23 protein-coding genes are annotated in these 19479 nt (G+C 37.3%); 7 read left to right on the top strand and 16 right to left on the bottom strand.

Annotation, left to right across the window (positions count from 1 at the left end; all coding sequences use genetic code 11):
* Positions 1-189: 189 nt before the first annotated feature.
* Positions 190-1353, bottom strand: coding sequence for an ABC transporter permease (locus tag MT489_RS20250; protein ID WP_244683373.1), 1164 nt, complete (start codon positions 1351-1353; stop codon positions 190-192).
* Positions 1346-2092 carry an ATP-binding cassette domain-containing protein gene (locus MT489_RS20245; RefSeq protein ID WP_244683372.1) on the bottom strand — a complete coding sequence of 249 codons (747 nt, stop codon included), beginning with the start codon at positions 2090-2092 and terminating at the stop codon, positions 1346-1348. The genes MT489_RS20250 and MT489_RS20245 overlap by 8 nt, the downstream gene beginning before the upstream one ends.
* 180 nt (positions 2093-2272) lie before the next feature.
* On the opposite strand from MT489_RS20245, the gene MT489_RS20240 reads away from it, so the two are divergent.
* From MT489_RS20240 to lepB, 3 genes are all read left to right on the top strand, one after another.
* Positions 2273-2971 (top strand): LytR/AlgR family response regulator transcription factor, encoded by a 699-nt coding sequence (locus MT489_RS20240; RefSeq protein ID WP_244683371.1) that lies wholly within the window; start codon positions 2273-2275, stop codon positions 2969-2971.
* 9 nt (positions 2972-2980) lie between these two features.
* Entirely contained in the window at positions 2981-3892 is a 912-nt protein-coding gene (locus MT489_RS20235; RefSeq protein WP_244683370.1) for a sensor histidine kinase, read from the top strand.
* Between the two features lie 246 nt (positions 3893-4138).
* On the top strand, positions 4139-4720 hold the full coding sequence (gene lepB, locus MT489_RS20230; RefSeq protein ID WP_244683369.1) for a signal peptidase I: 582 nt from the start codon (positions 4139-4141) through the stop codon (positions 4718-4720).
* Positions 4721-4949: 229 nt separating this feature from the next.
* Here lepB and MT489_RS20225 read toward each other — a convergent pair whose 3' ends face one another.
* The 9 genes from MT489_RS20225 to MT489_RS20190 form a co-directional block, all read right to left on the bottom strand.
* Positions 4950-5618 (bottom strand): urease accessory protein UreH domain-containing protein, encoded by a 669-nt coding sequence (locus MT489_RS20225; protein WP_244683368.1) that lies wholly within the window; start codon positions 5616-5618, stop codon positions 4950-4952.
* Positions 5619-5680: 62 nt separating this feature from the next.
* A complete protein-coding gene (locus MT489_RS20220; protein WP_244683367.1) occupies positions 5681-6505 on the bottom strand; it encodes an urease accessory protein UreD in 825 nt (274 codons plus the stop codon).
* A 1-nt stretch (position 6506) separates the two neighbouring features.
* Complete coding sequence (gene ureG, locus MT489_RS20215; protein ID WP_244683366.1) at positions 6507-7118, bottom strand: urease accessory protein UreG; 612 nt, start codon at positions 7116-7118, stop codon at positions 6507-6509.
* 21 nt (positions 7119-7139) lie between these two features.
* Complete coding sequence (locus MT489_RS22265) at positions 7140-7262, bottom strand: hypothetical protein (protein ID WP_280518722.1); 123 nt, start codon at positions 7260-7262, stop codon at positions 7140-7142.
* A 27-nt stretch (positions 7263-7289) separates the two neighbouring features.
* The gene (locus tag MT489_RS20210) at positions 7290-7976 is read right to left on the bottom strand and encodes an urease accessory protein UreF (protein ID WP_244683365.1); all 687 of its coding nucleotides are present in this window, start codon (positions 7974-7976) and stop codon (positions 7290-7292) included.
* Positions 7969-8424: an urease accessory protein UreE gene (gene ureE, locus MT489_RS20205; protein ID WP_244683364.1), complete on the bottom strand. Its 456-nt coding sequence runs from the start codon at positions 8422-8424 to the stop codon at positions 7969-7971. The genes MT489_RS20210 and ureE overlap by 8 nt, the downstream gene beginning before the upstream one ends.
* A 10-nt stretch (positions 8425-8434) precedes the next feature.
* The gene (gene ureC / locus MT489_RS20200; RefSeq protein ID WP_244683363.1) at positions 8435-10144 is read right to left on the bottom strand and encodes an urease subunit alpha; all 1710 of its coding nucleotides are present in this window, start codon (positions 10142-10144) and stop codon (positions 8435-8437) included.
* Positions 10137-10463 (bottom strand): urease subunit beta, encoded by a 327-nt coding sequence (gene ureB / locus MT489_RS20195; protein ID WP_244683362.1) that lies wholly within the window; start codon positions 10461-10463, stop codon positions 10137-10139. Before ureB ends, ureC begins: the two co-directional genes overlap by 8 nt.
* Before the next feature lie 19 nt (positions 10464-10482).
* Positions 10483-10785 (bottom strand): urease subunit gamma, encoded by a 303-nt coding sequence (locus tag MT489_RS20190; protein ID WP_244683361.1) that lies wholly within the window; start codon positions 10783-10785, stop codon positions 10483-10485.
* A gap of 184 nt (positions 10786-10969) precedes the next feature.
* Between MT489_RS20190 and MT489_RS20185 the strand changes: the two genes are divergently transcribed.
* A complete protein-coding gene (locus MT489_RS20185) occupies positions 10970-11917 on the top strand; it encodes an urea transporter (protein WP_244683360.1) in 948 nt (315 codons plus the stop codon).
* 217 nt (positions 11918-12134) lie between these two features.
* Here MT489_RS20185 and MT489_RS20180 read toward each other — a convergent pair whose 3' ends face one another.
* Positions 12135-12743 (bottom strand): hypothetical protein, encoded by a 609-nt coding sequence (locus MT489_RS20180; RefSeq protein WP_244683359.1) that lies wholly within the window; start codon positions 12741-12743, stop codon positions 12135-12137.
* Positions 12744-13092: 349 nt separating this feature from the next.
* Between MT489_RS20180 and MT489_RS20175 the strand changes: the two genes are divergently transcribed.
* Positions 13093-13848, top strand: a complete 756-nt coding sequence (locus MT489_RS20175) for a threonine/serine exporter family protein (RefSeq protein WP_280518721.1) — start codon at positions 13093-13095, stop codon at positions 13846-13848.
* A gap of 245 nt (positions 13849-14093) precedes the next feature.
* Positions 14094-14558, top strand: coding sequence for a threonine/serine exporter family protein (locus MT489_RS20170; protein ID WP_307416327.1), 465 nt, complete (start codon positions 14094-14096; stop codon positions 14556-14558).
* Positions 14559-14569: 11 nt separating this feature from the next.
* Here MT489_RS20170 and MT489_RS20165 read toward each other — a convergent pair whose 3' ends face one another.
* The 3 genes from MT489_RS20165 to MT489_RS20155 all read right to left on the bottom strand — a co-directional run bounded on the left by MT489_RS20165 (position 14570) and on the right by MT489_RS20155 (position 17185).
* Complete coding sequence (locus MT489_RS20165) at positions 14570-15295, bottom strand: DsbA family oxidoreductase (RefSeq protein WP_244683357.1); 726 nt, start codon at positions 15293-15295, stop codon at positions 14570-14572.
* Between the two features lie 15 nt (positions 15296-15310).
* Positions 15311-16144 (bottom strand): prephenate dehydratase, encoded by an 834-nt coding sequence (gene pheA, locus MT489_RS20160; protein ID WP_244683356.1) that lies wholly within the window; start codon positions 16142-16144, stop codon positions 15311-15313.
* Between the two features lie 111 nt (positions 16145-16255).
* Complete coding sequence (locus MT489_RS20155; protein ID WP_244683355.1) at positions 16256-17185, bottom strand: manganese-dependent inorganic pyrophosphatase; 930 nt, start codon at positions 17183-17185, stop codon at positions 16256-16258.
* Between the two features lie 130 nt (positions 17186-17315).
* Between MT489_RS20155 and MT489_RS20150 the strand changes: the two genes are divergently transcribed.
* Positions 17316-19319: a penicillin-binding transpeptidase domain-containing protein gene (locus MT489_RS20150; RefSeq protein ID WP_244683354.1), complete on the top strand. Its 2004-nt coding sequence runs from the start codon at positions 17316-17318 to the stop codon at positions 19317-19319.
* A gap of 79 nt (positions 19320-19398) precedes the next feature.
* Here the strand turns inward: MT489_RS20150 and MT489_RS22495 are convergent, their stop codons facing one another.
* Positions 19399-19479 (bottom strand): IS3 family transposase, encoded by an 81-nt coding sequence (locus tag MT489_RS22495; RefSeq protein WP_425311313.1) that lies wholly within the window; start codon positions 19477-19479, stop codon positions 19399-19401.

Below are 19479 nucleotides of genomic sequence, written 5' to 3'. Positions count from 1 at the left end.
ACATTCCGCTGCTCAAAACTATTCCGCACGGAACTTCCGACGCACAGGATGTGCTAGTGTCGGCGTTGCTGACAGGACGTTAGCGTATTTAGCCGACTTGGTCCTTTTTATCCTCTTTTTTGAACTCGCAATAAAATTGTTTAATTGATTGATTATGATGATATTAAAAATTTTCTGTCATGTCAATCATTATTTTCCTAACATTAAGCGATGATTGCCAAAAAGTTTGGCTGCTATAGGGAATAAGATGATTATTAACAAAGCGTAGCTTCCTGCTGCTAGCCCGAATGCACCTATTGTCAACTGCCCGCTGAATGCATCGCGGACGAATAAAAATAAATTCATGAGTGGAACAGCATACAATGGAAGGCTTAAAGCTTCACCTGCAAAAAACATGAACAGCATCGGAAGAGTAATCATCCCAATAACAGGTGTCATATAATGACCTGCTTCCTTAACCGAGTTTGCCATCATGCTTAAAATCATTTCAACTTCGGCAAAGAATATGGCAAATAAGACAATCAAGACAATACTCATAAGGACAAATGGTACAGGATTCGCGATAACCGCAAGTCCTTTTTTGAGCTCAGTAGTAAAATTGACAAATATGCTTAGTAAAGCAATACATAATACACCAGTGAATATTCCGAGCAATGAAATTGTCATCCATTTCGCCAATAATATTTTGATTGGTTTAATGGGTGTGATGAGCAATGCTTCTATTGTTTTCTTTTCCTTCTCACCTGCAAAAAGCTCAGTTGCGGATGGGTATGATCCATTAGCAATCGCCATTGGGATAAGAAGTGGAATTAAGATTCCTAGCATAAAAGAAGCAATAGCGTTATCTTCATCTTTTGTCGTTTTTGTTTCAATTTGAAAGACTTCTAGAACACTGCTATCAATATTTTGACCTGCTAATCTTAGTTGAACCGCTTCCTGCTGCCATTGATTCAGACCTGCCATTGCAATATTTGAGGCAGTGGAAGAATCTTGGCTACCCGGATCAAAAATAACGTTTACTGGTATTGCTTCCTGGTTTTCTAATCTTTGCTTCCAATCCTCATCTAGTTTGATTCCAATCTGAACCTTTTTTTCTTCAACTGCCTTTTGCACATCTTGAAACTTTTCTATCGTCAAGGTTGGCATATACTTTTCTAATTGTGAAATTAGTTCAGAATCTACTTCTTCACCTACTGCCATTGTAAAATCTTCTTCCTCACTAGAGGTTAAAATTTTATCATAAAAAAATGTAAGTCCAGCCATCATCAGTATAGGGAAAATGATAAGCAGTGTAATGCTTCGTTTATCTCTTAATACATCTTTCATTTCTTTAAGAAAAATTGTTTTAAACATATAGATCACCTCTTACTACTTTCGATGTAAATAAATAATTTAGATCTCTGCTGTTTTCCTGAGCATATAGTTCTTCAAGGCTTCCTTCATAAACCATCTGACCTTTATGCATCATAATAACGTCCTCGCACAGCTGAGCAATTTCATCCATAATATGAGTTGAAAATACAATCGTTTTCCCTTCGCTTTTGTATTGGTATATAAATTCACGAAATATATTAGATGATGTAATGTCAAGACCTGTTGTCGGTTCATCAAATAGGACAATATCCGGATCATGGATAAGCGTACGCGCAATCGCAACCTTTTGCCTCATCCCTTTTGAAAATCCTTCAACTTTTCGGTCCAAATATTTGCGCATGCCAAATCGTTTCGCCAGCATCTCAATTTGGTTTTTAATATCATGAGAAGACATTCCATAAAGGCTGCCGAAATACTCTAGATTTTCACGAGCAGTCAATCTGTTATAAAGACCTGTTTCCGAACCAAACAATACTCCAAGCCTTGCTCTTACCTTCTCTTTATTTTCAAAAATGTTTTCTCCATCTAAAGTAATTGTCCCTTCATCAGGTTGAATGAGCGTACAAAGCATACGAAGCAAAGTTGTTTTTCCTGCGCCATTTTCACCAATAAGCCCAACAACATGCCCTTTTTTAATACGAAGCGATAAATAATCGATTGCTTTCACTACTTGTTTTTTATCTTTAAATTGTTTTGATACTTGATCGACGACGATCATGCCGTTCCTCTCCTTTGTGTCAATGTCTAACTGTATTGTAAGGCAGAAAAAATTTTTGGTCTGCCATTATGTCGCAAAGAGGGGGTTACATGTCGTGAAGGGGGTTGAAATCTTTATGAACCGGATTGTTAAAAAATGTTTTATAATGAAAGATAGTATTTTCAAAGGGGTTTTTAATAAATGAAAGTAGGCATCGTTGATGATAGAATCATCGACTTAGATAAATTGAAATATATTTTACAAGAAGAAGAGGATGTCGAGCTCATTTTTGCCACGACAAATCCTGAGGAAGCATACGCGGAGATTCAAAAAAACAAGATTGATTTATTAATAGCCGATATTGAAATGCCGGGGATTTCAGGGTATGAATTGGCTGATTTTATCCAAACACACGGCCTATTGATCAGCGTTATCTTCGTTACTGCTAAAAGTGGGTATGCCGTACATGCCTTTGAGTTGAATGTCCATGATTATATTTTGAAACCGTATAAAAAAGAAAGACTCCTTCAAGCTCTTGCAAAATATCGAGATAAACAGCATGCAGGTAATCTCACAGGAAGACTTATTTTGAAACAAAAAGGGCATATCGAAATGATCCCTAAAAAAGATATCATATTTGCCGAACGAACAGGACGGTCTACAACTATTTATACACCAAATCAATCGTATGAAACGTATATGACGATGAATGAGCTGGAAGGTAGTCTCAGGGAAAATAATTTTATTCGTTCCCATCGCTCCTTCATTATCAATCTTCATTTTGTAAAAAGCTTTTCTATTTATACAAAAAAATCATACAGTGTGACGTTTGAAGGCACAAAACAAATTGCCATGCTGACGAAAGAAAAAATGGACTATTTGCAAAAGTATTATTTTTGAGGTGAAAAGATGTCGTTGATTCCCTTAATATTGGCGATTATATGGACGGTTTGGGTAAAAAGTTATATTTTATCCGTACTGTTAGTGATTGCTTCAATCGCCCAATTTTATTTTTATAGAAATGAGCCCCTTCCTTCTTTATGGAAAAGGGTAACTATCGTTATGCAGTTTTTTTGGTTGTTGGCTGCCTTTTTATCAAGTACGTCTTACATAACTCTTGGGGTCGTTCTTCCACTGGCATCTCTTTATTTCATGCGCACATCTTTACATAAAGAACGAGAAAAACTTTTAGTGCTTACCGCAAACTATGAACAACAAATGGAATTATTATTCGAGCTGAGAAAACAACGTCACGACTTACAGAAACATACTACCGCCCTTTTACATGCAGGTTCTGATGAGTATTTATCTGAAATACATTCCCATTATACTCAAATCGATGGAATTTTACGCGGCGAATCAAACGTAGTAGCTGGGGCTCTTTATGCGTATAATGAGCAGGCTAGAGAAAAAGGAGTTAGTTTGGAATACCATATCCAACACGCAATCTCTGGGCTGCCTCTATCAGAATATGAGCTTATATCATTTATCGGAAATATATTGGAGAATAGTATAGATGCTGCTTATGACTATAGCGTTGCATCTAGCGAACTAGGAAAAATCAATTTTTATTGCAGGAAACAAAGTGGAATATGGATTATTATTTGTAAAAATGACACCTTGCCCCTTGATGACCATACTATTGAACGAATTTTTACAAGTAAATCCATTTCAACCAAAACAGGGGATCATGAAGGTATCGGTACTCAGGAAATAATGCGTATCGTAAAAGCTCATAAAGGAACGCTTGATTTCTCTGTTATTGGGGATGAGTTTACGTTAAAAATTAAAATACCTGACGTTAGAAAAATTTTAGTTTGATAGATTAGGTAATATTTAAAGAAGCCCTCATCACATGTTAAGATGTTCCCTTTTGAATCACCAAGGCAAATAGGGTATAGAATCACACAGGTTCCATACCCTTTAAAGTATTTGTTATGAAGGACATTATTTACACGAAATAAAAAATAGCTTGTAATTTTCTTTATATTCTATCCTAGAACCAATATGATATATATATACCAAACGGGTTTTAGAGAAAAAAATAATGTAAAGAAGATGATAAAAATGGATAATCGAAAAACAAATGAATTTCAAGCAACAGTTAAAGATAAAAAAGAGATTTGGGATTGGATTAAGGCAATTTTTATAGCAATAATAGTAGCTTTTGTTATTCGTACATTTTTCTTTACACCAATTGTAGTTGATGGTGATTCAATGGAACCTACTTTACATAACCAAGAACGTATGATTGTAACTAAATTAGGAAAACCACAAAGATTTGATATTATTGTTTTCCATGCACCAGATGGCAGGGATTATATTAAACGTGTAATTGGATTGCCCGGAGACCACATTGAATATAAAGACGACGCATTATATATAAATGGAAAGGCTTACGCTGAACCGTATTTAGAAGAATTTAAAATAGAGTTAAAAGATGGAGGAACATTAACTGATTCATTTACATTAAAAGAAACCGCAGTTCGAAGTGATGTAGTTCCAGCAGGGCATTTGTTCGTTTTAGGTGATAATCGTAGAAAGAGTAATGATAGTCGTAGTATCGGAGCTATCCCTTTGGAAAAAGTAGTAGGAACAACAAAAATTATTTTTTTCCCTATTAGTGATATGAAAGTAATAGGAAAATAAAATTGCATTTAAAAACAGCGAAAAAAGTCCCTTCCCCAAATTAACTATGAAAATGCATTTGTTTTAAAAGTGAAGTTTGCGTAATTAAGTTTCATGGATAGAAAATAAGAAAAAGCGTGAACTATTCCTAATGTGAATGTTCATGCTTTTTCTTATTTACAATGCATTTTTACATCTTGTGATTCAAAGTCTTAATCACATGATGGCCTCTTTTTTTATCAATCTTTCATTAAATCCACAATGCAAATAGGCCTTCATTAAATCCTAAATTATACATGTAATAAAGTCCGAACAACGCACTAATTCCACCTGTTAATAATATAAGAGATCGACTCAATGAAAATCGTTTTACGCTTAATATAAATGGAATTCCAATAAGAGTCGTAAAGAATAGCATACCTATGATTGTACCTAATCCAAAGATTAATATAAACATAACCCCGTCCCAAACTGTATGAACAGTGCTCATCGTAAGCAAAACCATAGCAGCGCTGCCTGCAAGCCCATGAATTAATCCAATAATAAGAGATTTATAGTATCCGGGCTTCTTTTTTTCATTTATATGATTAGTATGATGGTTATGGGTACTTTCTTTTTGTTTTCTAACTGATAGCATGCTTACAATTCCTAGATACACAAGCATAATTCCAACAAAAAACTCCAGAGTCAGTGACAATTTATCTGATATCCCGTTTTTCATTAAAATTAAGATAATCCCAATAATAAACAGTGTGGCTGTATGCCCTATTCCCCAATATACACCAGCTAATGAAGCGTGCCATAACTTTTTGCTCCGGCTCGCAATTGTAGAGACTGCAATCACATGATCAGGTTCAATTGCATGCTTGATCCCCAAAATAAAACCTAATGTTAATACTGATAGCAACGTAACTTCCATTTCATTTCTCCTCCCCTTCATGTTTAAAACCCGCCAACACAGTCATTGCCGGGTTTTAAACATTAGTATTTTCTTAAAAAGCTAGGTTTTTTCTTAAACCATTCTTCACTAATAATATGATGGTAATCAGCAAATATTCCTTCTATAAGTTGAGTAGAATTAGCAAGTATACGGACTGTGAAACCAGGAACTGGCAGCAATGATATCCCAATAATATAGTCATTTCGATCAGTATGTATATCGCGATAAAGCCTGTCTAGAAAATCGTGACTCGTATGCTCCCCTATAACAATCATGGATCCTAGGTGGGAAAAACCTTCCATTATCCCCAATGCATTCATATTTTGATTTTTAGGATCCATTTTAATGTGATCATATACAACTAAATCGTCATCAACGTATATTTCATTTATTAATTGTAATAGATCATAGCTAAACAATTCATCTTCTGGAGACCATCCAGGAGTAATAATATCAGAGTAAAAAAGTGTAGCCCCTTTTTCTAATCGAAATACATTTTTTTGCTTATAACGCGCATGACGATACGCAATTAGTGGATCTGGAATATATTCCAGATAGCTCCCTTCTTTCAAAAAAACATCCGCTTCTTGATAAGCAAATTTTTTTGGAGTCTTGTATATTTTTGTTGCAGATTGGGTTGTGAGGGTAAGTCTCGAATCCTTTTCTAAAGTTATTTGCATTCGATAGCGATCCCCATCCAAGTAGCCCCCACCGGGATTCAGCAAATAATAGCATACTTGACCGGAATCGTCGTGATACACCGGTCTCATCACTTTAAAAGCTCCTTGGAAATACACGTTTTTTGCAACGGTTTTTCCCTTTCGATTCTCCACATCCATATTTAAAATTCCTGTCCAGGCTTCCATCTTATCCTAGTCCTTTTAGCAATGCATTTTTCCTAATCCAATCAATCACTTCGTCTAATCCCTGATTATCTTTTAAGTTTGTAAAAACAAACGGTCTATCTCCGCGAAAAACCTTTGTATCGGACTCCATAACTTCCAAACTTGCACCAACGTAAGGAGCTAAATCTGTTTTATTGATAATAAAAAGGTCGGATTTTATCATCCCTTGTCCACCCTTACGAGGAATTTTCTCACCTTGGGCAACATCGATTATATAAATTGAAAAGTCAACGAGCTCAGGACTGAATGTAGCTGCTAGGTTATCACCACCACTTTCGACAAATATGAGCTCGACGTCAGGGTGCCGTTCTTTTAATTCTTCAATAGCAGCAAAATTCATTGAGGCATCTTCACGTATTGCTGTATGCGGGCACCCTCCTGTTTCCACCCCAATAATTCGATCATCATCAAGGACTCCATTTTGCATTAGAAATTTAGCATCTTCTTTTGTGTAAATATCATTTGTGACAACTGCCATGTTAACCTCATCTTTCATATGGCGTGTCAACTTTTCAACTAGCATTGTTTTACCTGCCCCAACAGGTCCCCCTACACCAATTTTAATCGGTTCCATACTATACTTCCTCCAAACATTTTAAGTGTGTGTACAAAAAGCAAGATGAAAATGACCAAGTCGGCTAGTTTCGCTGACGTTTTTCGTATCGCCAACAGATCCAAGAAGTGAAGAACCAAGCCAACTTGAAATACTCACTGCCATTTTTCACTGCACTTCTGAACATCCTCTTTAAGACATAAAAATACGAACATTTACTCTTTCATGATTCATTTGCGATAATTCAAGACCTGGTGAGACGATACCAAAATCATCCTCCGTCAAGTTTGATATTTTATCTGTAGCTTCCACTAAAGAACTTTGAAATTGCTGAATAATCTTTTGGCCAGATGTTTGTCCCAATGGAATTGCTCTCACAGCATTTTGAACAAGACTCATAATAGTAGAATATAAATAAAACAAAGTAGTTGTTTTATTTGGAATTCCTAAATGATGTCCTATCATAGTAAATACTATAGACGGATGACCAAAGGATTGTCTTTTCGATACACGATCTCCGTATTCAGATAAAATCGGAATAGGATATAGATCTTTGACGAGCTTTAACATTCGCTCTCCTATCCTTTGTGTACCTTCCCTTGTTTCCCTCGGTAAATTTTGTACGGTTAATAGGCGATCCATTTTCCAAACTAATTCCGCGTCACCCTTTTGAAGGGCTTCATATACTACTTTACAAGCAAGCCCATCACAATAGATGAGCTGCTCGTTTAAATACACATTAAGCCATGTTAGAAATGACTTTTCATCCTTCACATGATTATTCTGAATATACGTTTCCAGACCAAATGAGTGACTAAATGCGCCTGTTGGAAAATTTGAATCGCATAATTGAAATAAAGACAGAAGATTTCTATCCATGGCTATGCCCTATATGTCGAAACGCCTGCTTTACTTTTCGCTCTTCTCGTTTAAAAGGAATGTCTAGCTCTTGAAGTAATTCTTCTACAAGGTAATCGTATTGCACTAGCATATCGTCATCTTGGAATTGAGCCGGAAGATGCCGATTCCCTAATTGATGCGCAATATTTCCCATCTCTTTTATACTTCTAGGACTGATGACAAGCAGATCATCTGATAACACATCAACCATTATTAAGTTTTTATCGTCCATATAAAGGACATCACCAGCAACGAGGTCACGTGGATCCTTTAATCTAATTCCAATTTCTTTCCCGTGATCTGTTTTTACTCTTTGAATACGCTTTACTAAATTCGCACTTTCTAGGTAAACCTTTTCAATATGGCGCCTTTCAATTTCTGCTCTTTCCATTTCTTCAATATTTGTAAGGATTTTTTCGACAATCACTATTTTCACCTCAGAAAAGGAAATATCTTTGACCCATCGGAACGATATCTACAGGATCACAAGTAATTAATTCACCATTTACTCTAACTTCATATGTTTGTGGATCTACCGTAATATCCGGCGTTTCGGAATTGAGTTTCATATCTTTTTTCGTTAGTTTTCGGATTCCGCGAACTGGAAGAACCATCTTTTGCAAACCAAGTTTATCAGGAACATTATTATCAAAAGCCGCTTGAGAAATAAACGTGATGGAACTTTTGGACAATGCCTTCCCGAGTTGAGCATACATTGGACGGTAAATCACTGGTTGAGGAGTAGGGATAGAAGCGTTAGCATCTCCCATCAAGCTTTCAACAACAAATCCGTTCTTTAATACCATTTCAGGCTTAACTCCGAAAAATGCCGGGTTCCAAATTACAAGATCGGCAATTTTCCCTACCTCTACAGATCCTACATATTCAGCAATGCCATGTGTAATTGCCGGATTGATTGTATATTTTGCCACATAGCGCTTTGCACGATTATTATCAGATAGCTTACTATCTCCTTCTAACGTCCCTCTTTGTTTTTTCATTTTATCCGCCACTTGCCATGTGCGCATGATAACTTCTCCAATTCGCCCCATGGCTTGTGCGTCGGAGCTCACCATACTGAATACTCCCATATCTTGAAGAATGTCTTCTGCAGCAATGGTCTCACGTCTAATTCGTGAATCCGCAAAAGCTAAGTCTTCCGGAATTGAAGGATTCAAATGATGGCACACCATCAACATATCCAAGTGCTCATCCACTGTATTAATGGTGTACGGCATAGTCGGATTTGTCGAAGAAGGCAAGACATTCATGAAGCTAGCTGATCTAATTAAGTCAGGAGCATGTCCTCCACCTGCACCTTCCGTATGATACATATGAATAACCCGATCTTTAAGCGCAGCCATTGTATTTTCCATAAATCCACTTTCGTTTAAAGTGTCTGCGTGAAGTGCCACTTGAACGTCATATTTGTCAGCTACCCTTAATGCGTAATCAATAGCCGAAGGAGTAGCTCCCCAATCTTCATGAACTTTTAACCCAATCGCTCCTGCCCGAACTTGTTCTGCAAGTGGTTCTTCCGTAGCAGCTTGTCCTTTTCCAGTAAAACCAACATTGATAGGCATAGCTTCAGATGCTTCGAGCATTCTGTGAATATTCCATTCTCCCGGTGTTACTGTTGTTGCCTTTGATCCCGCAGCCGGACCTGTTCCACCACCTATTAACGTTGTAAGCCCTGCTGCAAGCGCCGTTTCGATTTGTGTCGGATTAATAAAGTGGACATGGGTATCAATTCCACCTGCAGTCACGATCATCCCTTCACCAGCGATAATTTCTGTCGAAGCACCAATGACAATATCCACATTGTCCATTACAAGAGGATTACCTGCTTTTCCAATCTTAAAAATCTTCCCGTCTCTTATCGCGATATCCGCTTTAACAATCCCGGTATAATCGAGAATAACAGCATTTGTAATGACAACATCCGGAATGCCTTCTCCTCTTGTGACTAAGGGATTTTGCCCCATACCATCACGAATGACCTTACCGCCTCCAAATACAACCTCTTCCCCATAAGTTGTGTAATCCTTCTCGACTTGGATGAACAGATCCGTATCTGCTAAACGAATGGAATCACCTGTAGTAGGGCCGTACATCTGAGCATATTGCTTTCTAGACATTTCACTCATTATTTCCACCTCTTTCTACAGACCCATCTACTTTGTTATTAAATCCATAAACTTTTTGTTCACCGCCAAAATTGATTAGTTCCACTTCTTTTTCATCTCCCGGCTCAAACCGGACAGCTGCACCTGCTGGTACGTTCAATCGTTTTCCAAGTGTTTCTTCTCGATTGAATTGAAGAGCCTCATTCACTTCATAAAAGTGAAAATGTGAACCTACTTGAACAGGGCGATCCCCCATATTCTTTACGGATACTTTAGATACTTCTTTGCCTTTATTGATAAAAATGTCTTCTTCTTTTAAAAATAATTGTCCTGGTTGCATTTACGTGCCTCCTGAATCATTATCGTATCGGACTATGTACAGTCACCAATTTTGTACCATCCGGAAACGTGGCTTCCACTTGAATATCATCAATCATGTCTGGGATACCATCCATGACGTCATCACTTGAAAGGATAGTTCCCCCAAACTCCATCAACTCAGCAACGGTTTTACCGTCTCTTGCTCCTTCCAGTACCTCATGTGTAATAAGAGCTACTGCTTCGGGGTAATTTAATTTTAAACCACGTTCTTTCCTCCTTCTGGCCAAATCGGCAGCCACAACTATCATAAGCTTATCAATCTCCCGCGGTGATAAAAGCATGCTAAAACCTCCCTATTCTTGTAACATTTACCAAACCACTTCGAATATTATTTACATAAAAATTAATTTTACTCTTGTAAAAAAAATTAAATGGCAAAATGCATTCACATTTTATAGGGATTAAACAAAATTGATTGGGAAATTTAAATAAAGAATGACGACGATATGTGGAAAGGACGTTATTATGCAAAAGAATCATAGAAATTCATGGAAAGAAGGAAATATCGTTCAATTCCTTGTCGTTTCCATGAAAGGTATTTCTCAAGTTATCTTAATTGAAAATGCATTAACTGGAATCATTATATTGATTGCCATATCATGTTCGTCTATCGTGTTAGGAATTATCACACTTTTATCATCTATAATAGGGACTTTTATAGGAAAATTGGGAGGGGCTAGTGAAGCAATAATAAAACAGGGGCTTTTCGGGTATAACTCTGTGTTAACAGGAATAGCATTAACTTTATTTATGAGCGGACCTTTTCATTGGATCATTTCTCTTATTGGAGCAGCTATAGCAGCGATTGTAACGGCGGCGATGATGCACATGATGAAAAGTATCGATCTCCCAGTACTAACAGCTCCCTTCATCATTTTGACTTGGTTTATATTACTTGTTACTTATAAACTTAAAGCCATTAATTTATCCAAAGAATTAGTTCCTCAAGATTTATCAAATTGGAAATTAATAATTGAAGGCGATATCAACTGGGTAGAAGGAACTTTTAGCGGCATCGGTCAAATCTTTTTTCTCGATAATACATTATCGGGTATTTTACTGTTTATTGCTGTATTTTTGGCTGGTTGGAGGATAGGCTTGATTGCAGTGATAGGGAATGTAGTTGCTCTACTTGTCTCATACTGGCTTGAAGGAGAACATTTGCTAATATATACAGGTCTCTATGGTTATAATGCGATTTTAGCATCCTTAGCCGTAGGAGCTTTTTTTACAAATAATAAACCATTTGGCCATTTACTTTTATCAAGTATTTTGGCCGCTATTTTATCTGTGCCTCTTACAGCCAGTGTAACTACGTGGCTATTACCATACGGACTGCCAGCATTAACAATGCCATTCGTCATTAGCACTTGGATCGTTTTGGGGGCAAGAAAAATTTTACCTCGATTATGAGATTAATGAACTAAAGCGCAAGGCGCCAGCCTATCGGCGACAAGCAAAAAGCCCGCTTTTTGACTTTTAAGCTTCGCGGGTTTATGACCTTGAGCCAATGGCACCTGGAGCTAGACGGAAACTACCTTAAAAAGGTTATCTACAACTTTTCAAATTTATAATTTCCTAAGCATTGAGAAAGGCATCCAATCATAGAAACTGAAGGATGCCTTTATTATTAATCATTTAATTTATCTTGAATTTGTGATTCAATAGCTTCAACGTGTTCGTCCTCAAAGTCTTTATGAGGATGGGGATGAAACCATTTAATCTCATCATCATGCATAACTCCCATATAATCATTACCTTGAATATTTACCTTAAACTGAGGGCGTTCATGATATTGACCTTCAAACATAGGCTTTACTTCTAAGCCTTCTGAGTTATTCAATTTATCTTGTATTTGTGATTCTATAGCTTCTACATGCTCGTCTTCAAAGTCTTTATGAGGATGCGGATGAAACCATTTTATTTCATCATCATGCATAACACCCATATAATCATTACCTTGAATATTTACCTTAAACTGAGGGCGTTCATGATATTGACCTTCAAACATAGGCTTTACTTCTAAGCCTTCTGAGTTATTCAATTTATCTTGTATTTGTGATTCTATAGCTTCTACATGCTCGTCTTCAAAGTCTTTATGAGGATGCGGATGAAACCATTTTATTTCATCATCATGCATAACCCCCATATAATCATTACCTTGAATATTTACCTTAAACTGAGGGCGTTCATGATATTGACCTTCAAACATAGGCTTTACTTCAAAATCATCTGCCATTTTAATCCTCCTAACATTTTTTCAAGTAGCCTTTCCTTTAAATTATGTTCCTTTTTTTAAATGATAGTCGTAGAATATTTATTTATGTAAAAGTTGAGGGTGGTGTATCCTCGAAAGAAAAGGCTCTCTTCATAAAAATTGTTGAATAAGAATAAATTTGTATTTAAAATTAATACCCCATAAGATAAGCAGAGTAACCTTAAGAACTATTACACTTATTTTTCAGATGTAAAAAACCGGTTTCTGGACTTTAATAAAAACAACAAACTTTTCCAAAACTGCCTAAGAAAAACAACTAAAAAAATGATACAATTAAATACAATTTGGCAAATTCTTTGGAGTTGATCAATTGAACAATAAAATAAATGAACAAAAACTTATCGATGCTTGTCTTCTTGCAGGTAAAATATTAATGAAGAGTGGCGCGGAAACGTATCGTGTGGAAGATACAATGATGAGGATCGCTGCGGCATGCGGGTTCAATGAAAGCCAAAGCTTTGTAACACCGACCGGGATTATATTTTCTTTGGAAGGTTCAGACCCTTCACAGTTTGTACGAATCAGTGAAAGAGGGACAGATTTAGAAAAAATTACGAAAGTTAATCATATCTCAAGAAGCATTGCAGAAGGAAAATTGAATGCAAATGAAGCACTTTTAGCCCTTAAAGAATTAGAAAAGGCGAATCTCGCTTTCCCTATTTGGCTTCAAATTGTAGCAGCTGCCATTGCAAGCGGTAGCTTTTTAATTATGTTTAAAGGAACTTGGGCTGATTATGCACCCGCTATACTTGTAGGCGGAGTAGGATTTTCAACTTTTGTAATCATACACTTTCACGCAAAAGTAAAGTTTTTTTCCGAGTTTTCGGCTTCCTTTGTCATTGGATTACTAGGGATGTTTTTGGTGAATTACGGATGGGGAAAGCAACTTGATTTGATTGTTATCGCGTCCGTTATGCCACTAGTTCCCGGTTTACTTATAACAAATGCTATACGGGATTTAATGGCGGGGCACTTCGTATCGGGGTTATCAAAAGGGGCGGAAGCTTTTTTAACGGCACTGGCGATTGGTGCGGGTGTAGCCGTTGTGTATTCATTATGGTTATGAGAAAAGCGCAAGGCGCCCACCTATCGGCGACAAGCAAATGTTCTAAGATGCAAAAAGACGATCTTTGACTTTTAGCGTTCAGGTTATTTGACCTCGAACCGATGGTGCATGGAGCTAGACAATAAAAGCTGTATAAAATTTTAATCTGATAAAGAAAAGTGCCAATGTCCTAGGCGAAAATTCACTCTTTGCATATTATAGTTGCTCGTCTATAGCTGGATATTGAAATAAAAGGATGTATGGACATGATTTATTACTTATCACACTTAATATTAAGCATGATCTCAGCCATCGGATTCGGTATTATTTTTAACGCGCCGCGGAAAGCGTTGTTTCATTGCGGAGTCGTTGGAATGGCGGGATGGTTTGTATATATCGTGATGATCGATTCTGGGGTCGATGTCGTACATGCTGCTTTTAGCGGTGCCTTTATTGTAGCAATTATCGGGCATATTATGGCGAAACGAAACAAAACTCCTATCATTGTTTATATCGTTGCTGGAATTATTCCACTCGTACCTGGAGGCACAGCTTACGATGCGATGCGTCATGTGGCGAGCAATGATTATTCAAATGCCATCCCACTTGCAATGAAAGCCTTCATCATTGCAAGTTCCATAGCGATGGGTCTCGTTTTCGCAGAAGTACTTGTACAATTTATACTGAAAATAACAAAAGAGTTACAATCGCGAAAAAATCCGACCATATAAGATCGGATTTTTTATTTATCAGTTGGAATCGCACAGTTTCCATCTTCACAGCTAGCTCCATTTGCTTCTCCGGATAAGTCTTGGAGAATGGGACCACTATTTTCTTCTTGCCATACTTTTTCAAGTGCACTTATAAACGTTTCCGTAGGCTGAGCACCAGAGATAGCATATTTCTGATTAATAACGAAAAACGGCACACCTTGTACACCAATTTGCTGCGCTGTTCTTTCATCATAGCGCACATCTTCAGCGAAAGCATTCTCATCATTTAGTACAGACATTACTTTTTCACGATCAAGACCTACTGTATCTGCTAAATCTGCTAAAGTTTCTTGATCACTTAGTTTCTTAGAGTCTGTAAAATATGCTTTAAGCAACAATTCTGTTAATGTTGAATCCTTGCCTTCGGATTTTGCATAATGAGCTAACCTGTGGGCATCAAACGTATTAGTTGGCACCATATGTTCAAAATTGAATGTTAGACCAACTGACTTTGCCTGCTGACCAACACTTTCATTCATTCTTTTAGCCTCTTCCACGCTCATACCGTACTTTGTAGCTAATATTTCATGGATATTTTTATTTTGCTCCTTCGGTGTATTGGGATCAAGTTCAAAACTCCGAAATGCCACTTCCACTTTTTCACGATGAGAGAACTTCGATAGTGCTTCTTCAAGTCGGCGTTTACCAATATAACAAAATGGGCAAACAAAATCAGACCACACTTCAATTTTCATAAGCTAGACCTCTTTCTATAATTTTTTCGTCTTATAGCTTCCTAATACTTTCACTTCATGCCCATACGCTTCAAGAATAGTAACAGCCTTCTTCAAATTTGCTTCGTGCACACCAAGCGCCGCTTCAATGAAAAATCGATACGTACCTAGCTTTTTCTTTGTTGGACGAGATTCAATCCAAGATAAGTTAATATCTAATGAAGAAAATACGTTTAGAATTATCGCTAACAATCCTGGGCGGTCTTCTGTTGGCGTAATCATTAGCATTGATTTGTCAGTTTCGTGAATATTTCCATTCGGTGTTTTCGATAAAATAAGGAATCTAGTAGAATTGCAATTATTGTCATGGATATCCCTTTTAGCGATTTCCAAATCAAATATTTGGGCAGCTAATTCCGATGCAACTGCACCTGCATCCAATCTGCCAGATTGACTAAGTGCTTCTGCCGCTCCGGACGTACTGCTAAAATGCTTCGTCTCTGCCCGCACTTCTTTCGTAAAAACCCTGCACTGTGCTAAAGCAGGGGGAATAGACCATATTTCTTTAATATCCTCTAGCTTCGCTCCTTTTAATGCTAATAAATGGAGCTTAACAGGTAAGACAGCTTCCCCTTCAATCCACACATCATGATTAACTAAACCATCCGTAGTCATTGTGATGGTTCCTTCAATCGCATTTTCAATCGGGACAATCCCTTTATCAACTTGCCCTTCGTCAACTGCTTCAAGCACATCAAAAATGGTACTATACATAATCGTTTCATTTTCGAGGTCTGAAAAATAACGCAATGCCGCTTCTTCTGAAAAAGTCCCTTTTGGTCCTAAATATCCAACCTTCACAATAAACATACCCCTTCTGTATCTAGCTAGTTGAATTCCCAAAATTATAATGCAGCTTGTCTATAAAAGTAAAGGACAGCATCTCGCTGTCCTATGTTTCTATCTTCAGTGTCAACGCGCTTACTTACTCAATGCATCTGTCAATGGAGGCACAATTTGTTTCTTACGGGAAACAACACCTTTTAATAATGCTTTATTGTTATCAAGAGTTACATTAAAGGCTTGTTCAACTGCTTCTGCTGCCTGTCCAACTGCAATCGCTGTTGAATCATTCGTTAAAATATCAGTTACTACAAATAAGAATAAATCCAAACCTTTTTGTTCAATTACACGGTTTAGCGCTTCTTCAATTTCAGCTTTACGCTCAAGAACTTCATCAACACCAACAGCATTTACTTGAGCAATCTCAACTTTTGCATTTCCCATTGTAAATTCTTTCGCATCCACTGAAAGCAGTTGTTCAATTGTTTTACTACTTACATCTGCGCCTGCTTTTAACATATTAAGACCGTAGCTATCCGCATCTACCTCAGCAATTTCTGCAAGTTCGCGAGCAGCCGCTATATCTTCTTCTGTGCATGTTGGAGATTTAAACAATAAAGAGTCGGAAATAATAGCAGATAGCATAAGGCCTGCCATTTGCTTATCAATTTCCAAACCATTTTCTTTATAGATTTTTTTCAAAATTGTTGCTGTACATCCAACAGGTTCTGCACGGAAATATAGTGGATCGCTTGTTTCAAAATTAGCAATTCGGTGATGGTCGATTACCTCAACAACACGTACCTTTTCAATGTCTTCAGCACTTTGTTGACGTTCATTATGGTCAACCAAAATCACTTTATCGGCTTCATTTGCGACTGTATTTACAAGGCGCGGTGCCTCAACATTAAAGGTATCCAGTGCAAAATCTGTCTCACCATTTACCTCCCCTAAACGTACAGCTTCAACATTATGTCCTAGCTTAGATTTAATGTCTGCATACACAATAGCCGAACAAATTGAATCAGTATCAGGGTTCTTATGACCGAATATAAGAATTTTCTCCATTTGTCTTCTCCTTGCTTTATGTAATCATTATCTAGTTTCATTTTAACACATTGATTGAAGTTTGATAAAACGAGTTGTTTTTTTTCAAGACATTAAAATGTTACAATAAACGACAAGGGGAGGTATGAGGATGAAAAAATTCGTCTTGATTTCATTGTGTTTAATACTTAGTTCCTTATTGGTTGCTTGTAATAAAGAAAAAGAACCTAAACCTGAAGATCTTTTTGCGGATTACATAAAACTATGGAATGAGCAAAAATTTGATAAAATGTATGATTTTTTATCAACCGAATCAAAAGAGAATATTACAAAAGAAGATTTCGTTAATCGATATAAAAAAATATACGAAGATTTAGAGATAAAAAATTTAAAGGTTCAATTTGAGAAACCAGAAGAAGAAACGGATAAAGAGGCAACCGAAGTGGAATTTCCATTTGATGTAAAAATGGATAGCCTTGCTGGTGAAATAGATTTTAATCATAAAGCTCAATTCGTGAAAGAAGATATAGACGAGAAAAAGGAATGGCTATTAAATTGGGATACGAGTTTTATTTTTCCAGAGCTTGAAGAAGGAGATAAAATCTCGGTGCCTACTACATCTCCTAAACGAGGTTCCATTTTGGATCGAAACGGAATTGCTCTTGCTGAAAATGGAGTGGCAAGGCAAATTGGTTTAGTTCCGAAAGATATGGAAGGACAGGAAGAGAAAAGCATTAAACAAGTATCTGAGATTCTAGGTGTTAGCACCGAACAGATTGAAAAAGCGTTAGGACAATCTTGGGTACAGCCTGATAGCTTTGTTCCGATTAAAACGATTCCAAAAAACAATATGGAGCTTCGTGAAAAAGTAGGTCAAGTTCCAGGTGTTATTGGAATGGACGTTGAAGCAAGAGTGTATCCACTGGGAGCGCGAGCAGTTCACTTAACAGGTAATATCGCCCCTGTCACAGCTGATGATTTGGAAGAGAATAAAGGCAAAGGATACTCTTCGTCAGATATGATTGGTAGACGCGGACTTGAAAAAGTGTTTGAAGATCGATTGAGAGGCGAGCCTGGAGTAAAAATCGTCATACAAAAGCAAGACGAAAGTGAAGTTGTTCTTGCTGAAAAAGAAGTGAAAGACGGAGAAGATGTTCAGTTAACTATTGATAGTGCCCTTCAAGTAACGATTTTTGACCAATTAGGTGGAAAACCTGGTACAGCTGCAGCAATCAATCCTAGTACAGGAGAAACATTAGCGTTAGTCAGCAGTCCAAGCTACGATCCTAATATGTTGACTCTAGGTGCTACAAATGAGGAATGGAAAGCCCTTGAGGAAAACCCTAGTAAACCAATGTTAAATAGATTTAATTCTACTTTTGCGCCAGGCTCTGTGCTTAAACCAATTACAGCAGCCATTGGATTAAAGGAAGGAACGCTTGATTGGAAAACAGCACTTCCTATTAAAGATTTATCTTGGCAGAAAGATGCTTCTTGGGGGAAATACAAAGTCACTCGGGTAAGCGACCCTGGAGTACCCATTGATCTTGAAAAAGCATTAGTCTATTCCGATAATATTTATTTTGCCCAAACGACATTAGAGCTCGGTAAAGATAAGTTTGTAGCGGGTTTGAAGGCCTTTGGGTTTGACGAAGATATGCCATTTGCATTCCCAATGCATACATCAAGTATCGGAAATATTGATTCGGATATCGCATTAGCAGACTCTAGTTATGGCCAAGGTCAAGTTGAAATGAATGTACTCCATCTTGCCTCAGCCTTTACGACTTTTACGAATAACGGAAATATGATCAAGCCGATTTTGCTTACGGACGAAAAGCAAGGAGAAGTCTGGAAGGAAAACTTACTAAACAAAGACGAAGTCGACCATATGGGTTCGGCACTTAGAAAAGTAGTCGAAGACCCTCACGGTACAGCGCGGGGTGCTAGAATTGAAGGTTATCCGCTCGCTGGAAAAACAGGAACAGCAGAGTTTGCAAAAGACGAACAAGGAAAAAAAGGAAAAGAAAACAGCTGGTTTGTAGCTTATAACCCTGATCATCCTGATACCCTAATTGCTCTAATGTTAGAAGCAGACGGAACTAGTTCCGCGGTTGACAAGGTTAAAAATATTTTTACAGAAATTAAGAAGTAAAAAAAAGAGCTGCCCTTAGATCGTTTGTGCGATTTGAACTACCCCCTGTCAAGTAGACAGTGGAAATAAAAAAATGACACTAGGCGGCTTTAGCCCTATATTCTATGGGGCTAAGGCCGGTTAGTCTTTTTTGTAGTCGTTCTTGATTGTAAAAATGTAT

Source organism: Lederbergia wuyishanensis, assembly GCF_022900255.1.
Taxonomy (GTDB): Bacteria; Bacillota; Bacilli; order Bacillales; family Bacillaceae_C; genus Lederbergia; species Lederbergia wuyishanensis.
The sequence above is the reverse complement of the archived record's forward strand: the minus strand, read 5'-3'. Positions and strand labels throughout refer to the sequence as shown.

Excerpts from the sequence above, each read along its gene's own strand:
- MT489_RS20165 (WP_244683357.1), bottom strand. The coding sequence starts at position 15,295 with ATGAAAATTGAAGTGTGGTCTGATTTTGTTTGCCCATTTTGTTATATT.
- ureC (WP_244683363.1), bottom strand. The coding sequence starts at position 10,144 with ATGAGTGAAATGTCTAGAAAGCAATATGCTCAGATGTACGGCCCTACT.
- MT489_RS20170 (WP_307416327.1), top strand. The coding sequence starts at position 14,094 with ATGATTTATTACTTATCACACTTAATATTAAGCATGATCTCAGCCATC.
- ureG (WP_244683366.1), bottom strand. The coding sequence starts at position 7,118 with ATGGAACCGATTAAAATTGGTGTAGGGGGACCTGTTGGGGCAGGTAAA.
- MT489_RS22265 (WP_280518722.1), bottom strand. The coding sequence starts at position 7,262 with ATGGCAGTGAGTATTTCAAGTTGGCTTGGTTCTTCACTTCTTGGATCT.
- MT489_RS20235 (WP_244683370.1), top strand. The coding sequence starts at position 2,981 with ATGTCGTTGATTCCCTTAATATTGGCGATTATATGGACGGTTTGGGTA.
- MT489_RS20210 (WP_244683365.1), bottom strand. The coding sequence starts at position 7,976 with ATGGATAGAAATCTTCTGTCTTTATTTCAATTATGCGATTCAAATTTT.
- ureB (WP_244683362.1), bottom strand. The coding sequence starts at position 10,463 with ATGCAACCAGGACAATTATTTTTAAAAGAAGAAGACATTTTTATCAAT.
- MT489_RS20185 (WP_244683360.1), top strand. The coding sequence starts at position 10,970 with ATGCAAAAGAATCATAGAAATTCATGGAAAGAAGGAAATATCGTTCAA.
- MT489_RS20220 (WP_244683367.1), bottom strand. The coding sequence starts at position 6,505 with ATGGAAGCCTGGACAGGAATTTTAAATATGGATGTGGAGAATCGAAAG.
- MT489_RS20150 (WP_244683354.1), top strand. The coding sequence starts at position 17,316 with ATGAAAAAATTCGTCTTGATTTCATTGTGTTTAATACTTAGTTCCTTA.
- MT489_RS20155 (WP_244683355.1), bottom strand. The coding sequence starts at position 17,185 with ATGGAGAAAATTCTTATATTCGGTCATAAGAACCCTGATACTGATTCA.
- MT489_RS20250 (WP_244683373.1), bottom strand. The coding sequence starts at position 1,353 with ATGTTTAAAACAATTTTTCTTAAAGAAATGAAAGATGTATTAAGAGAT.
- pheA (WP_244683356.1), bottom strand. The coding sequence starts at position 16,144 with ATGTTTATTGTGAAGGTTGGATATTTAGGACCAAAAGGGACTTTTTCA.
- MT489_RS20225 (WP_244683368.1), bottom strand. The coding sequence starts at position 5,618 with ATGGAAGTTACGTTGCTATCAGTATTAACATTAGGTTTTATTTTGGGG.
- MT489_RS20245 (WP_244683372.1), bottom strand. The coding sequence starts at position 2,092 with ATGATCGTCGTCGATCAAGTATCAAAACAATTTAAAGATAAAAAACAA.
- MT489_RS20180 (WP_244683359.1), bottom strand. The coding sequence starts at position 12,743 with ATGGCAGATGATTTTGAAGTAAAGCCTATGTTTGAAGGTCAATATCAT.
- lepB (WP_244683369.1), top strand. The coding sequence starts at position 4,139 with ATGGATAATCGAAAAACAAATGAATTTCAAGCAACAGTTAAAGATAAA.
- MT489_RS20240 (WP_244683371.1), top strand. The coding sequence starts at position 2,273 with ATGAAAGTAGGCATCGTTGATGATAGAATCATCGACTTAGATAAATTG.
- MT489_RS20190 (WP_244683361.1), bottom strand. The coding sequence starts at position 10,785 with ATGCTTTTATCACCGCGGGAGATTGATAAGCTTATGATAGTTGTGGCT.